Origin of the sequence: Lonsdalea quercina subsp. quercina, from assembly GCF_000688695.1 — a bacterium.
Taxonomy (GTDB): Bacteria; Pseudomonadota; Gammaproteobacteria; order Enterobacterales; family Enterobacteriaceae; genus Lonsdalea; species Lonsdalea quercina_D.
Window position 1 is genome coordinate 1 of record NZ_JIBQ01000029.1, and the last position, 1,743, is coordinate 1,743.

1 protein-coding gene is annotated in these 1,743 nt (G+C 69.6%); it reads right to left on the reverse strand.

Annotated features, from left to right (window positions below):
* Positions 1 to 1,656 (reverse strand): condensation domain-containing protein (locus SB13_RS16895; protein WP_463605566.1); only part of this gene is annotated, 1,656 nt, incomplete at its 3' end.
* Between the last annotated feature and the right edge of the window lie 87 nt (positions 1,657 to 1,743).

Consider the following 1,743-nt stretch of genomic DNA (forward strand, 5'->3'; position numbering starts at 1 on the left):
CAGATCCTGATGCGCCTGCGCCGCCAGCGTGGTCGCCTTCACCTGCGTCAGCAGTTCGCCGACCGTCGCGTTGTCGGCTATCCGGCAGCGCAGCTCCAACATATTGACGAACAGCCCGATCAGCGGCTCCAGCTCGGTGCGGGTGCGCCCCGCCGCCGGCGAGCCGATCACGATATCGTCCTGCCCGCTCAGCCGGTGCAGCAGAATGGCCCAGCCGGTCAGCAGCGTCATGTACAGCGTCGCGTCGTGACGGGCGGCCAGCTTTTTCAGCCCCGCCGTCAGCCCCGCATCCAGCGTGAAGTCGACCCGCCCGCCCGCATAGTCCTGCACCGCCGGGCGCGGCCGGTCGGTCGGCAGCGCCAGCAGCGGCGGCACCTCCGCCAGCTGTTCCCGCCAGTAACCCAGCTGCGTTTGCAGGCGCGGACCGTCTATCCACCGGCGCTGCCAGGCGGCGTAGTCCGCGTACTGGATGCGCAGCGGCGGCAGCGGCGACGCCTTCCCGGCGGCAAAGGCGTCGTACAACGCCCCCAGCTCCCGCATGAAGAGGCCGACAGACCAGCCGTCCGAGATAATGTGGTGCAGCGTGAACAGCAGCACCTGCCGCTGGTTGTCCAATACGATCAGGCTCCCGCGGATCAGCGGCCCGTGGCTCAGATCAAACGCCGTCAATGATGCCGCTTCCGCCAGCCGCGACAGTTCGCCTTCAGCATCAGCGTGCCCGCGCAGATCGTGCCGGTGCAGCGCAAAAGGTCTGGGCGCGTGGATTTGCTGATACGGCGTGCCGTCTTCCGCTACAAAACCGGNGCGCAGCGACTCATGGCGCGCCACGAGACCATCGAGCGCCGCCTGCAGCGCCTCCTCGTTCAGCTCGCCCTCCAGCCGTACCCCGCCCGCCATGTGATAGGCCGCGCTGGCGTTCGCTTCCAGCTGCGACAGGAACCACAGCCGCTGCTGGGCGAACGACAGCGCCAGCGGGGCCGTGCGGTCGGCCGGGGCTATCGGCGGCAGCGCGCTCAACGGCGCCTGTTCAACCGCCTGCGCAAACGCCGCCAGCACCGGATGGGCAAACAGCGTGCTGAGCGCCACGTCACGCCCCAGTTGCTGACGCACCCGCGACAGCAGCTGGATAGCCAGCAGCGAGTGGCCGCCCAGCGCGAAGAAGTGGTCGTGCCGCCCCACGGGCTCGACGCCCAGCAGTGACGCCCACAGCCCCGCCAACGTGGTTTCGGTTTCCCCCCGCGGCGCTTCGTAGCGCTGCACGGCGTAGGCCCCGGCGTCCGGCTCCGGCAGCGCCTGCCGGTCCAGCTTGCCGTGGGCGGTCAGCGGCCAGGCGCTCAGGTGGACCCAGGCCCCCGGCAGCATGTAGTCCGGCAGCTCCGCCGCCACCCAGTCGCGCAACGACTGCGCCTCCTGCGCCGCCTCCGCCAGATAGTAGGCCACCAGTCGGCTGTCCCCGTCGGCGTCCTGCCGCGCGATAACCACGCTGTCGTCCACCGCCGGGTGACGGCGCAGCCGCGCCGCTATCTCGCCCAGCTCGATGCGGAAGCCGCGGATTTTGACCTGATGGTCGTTGCGTCCCAAATATTCCAGCTCGCCGTCGCTGGACCAGCGCGCCCGGTCGCCGGTTTTGTACAGCCGGGCTCCCGGTTCATCCACGAACGGGTCGTCAATAAAACGCGCCGCCGTCAGCGCCGCCCGGTTCAGGTAACCACGGGCGACGCCAGCTCCGCCGACATACAGTTC